The 1,068-nt window shown below is 39.5% G+C and carries 1 protein-coding gene and 1 pseudogene; both read right to left on the reverse strand.

Annotated elements, in window-relative coordinates:
• Positions 1-454: pseudogene (locus tag AC1DUW_RS30135) on the reverse strand (transposase); the annotation flags it as partial.
• Positions 455-770: 316 nt separating this feature from the next.
• The coding region (locus AC1DUW_RS30140) for a response regulator transcription factor (protein ID WP_477644356.1) at positions 771-1,068 on the reverse strand (298 nt) is incomplete at its 5' end.

Here is a 1,068-nt window from a genome sequence, read left to right on the forward strand (position 1 = left end):
CTTTCACATGTGTTGAATCAACGAATACGTGCTCTGCACTTATTAACTTTCTTTCTGAAGCTGTCATTAAGATACGATAAAAAATCTGTTCAAACAGGTCTGTATCTTTAAAGCGACGCTCATAATTTTTCCCGAACGTTGAGAAGTGAGGTACTTTATCACGGAAACCGTAACCTAAAAACCAACGGTAAGCCATATTCGTTTCAACTTCTTCAATTGTTTTACGCATCGAACGAATACCGAAGGTATATTGAATGAATGTCAATTTAACTAAAATAACTGGATCAATACTTGGGCGCCCTATCTCTGAATACATATCTTACACCAAGTCATAAATGAAAGTGAAGTCAATGGCYGCCTCAATTTTACGAACCAWATGGTTCGCTGGCACCAGTTGATCCAAAGTAATCATTTCAAGTTGATCTCGCTGAATAGAATTATGTTTCGAAAGCATCGTCATCACCTCAAGTTTTAATACTCCTATTTTAAAACAAAAARGACTGTAGGMAAAAGCGGTTAAATCTAATTGTTAAAACAAAGTTGATTGGAACGGAAGGTGCGAGACTCCTGCGGGAAAAGCGTCCAAGGGAGACCCCACAGGCGCAAAGGCGCCGAGGAGGCTCGGACCGCCCGCGGAAAGCGAGTGCCTGGAGTGGAAATCAACGTTCGAATTTTTAAAACCCTTAAAAAAACTGTAGACAAACTCGATTTCCATCGAGTTTGTCTACAGTCTGAAACCTTCTATGAAGGTTTTTTTGTTTTATATTCTTTTAAATAATTATCTTGTGCCGGATAGCGACAGCTACAGCCTCTGTACGATGATTGACTCCTAATTTCCTAATGGCAGAAGAAATATAATCCCTAACAGTGTATTCACTTACCCTCATCTTTGGTGCCATTTGTTTTAACCCTAGACCATTAGCTAAATATTGTAGGACTTCGACTTCACGATTACTAAGAAGGTATGAGGGGGGGGAGGATTCTAAAGTTGTACTGACTGCCAGTTCTAAATAATGGGAAAGCTTCATTAAATCATGCTTTGTAACAGGTTCGTTGGTCTGTATTGGG

The sequence above is a fragment of the Peribacillus sp. P4_C12 genome (assembly GCF_056402095.1).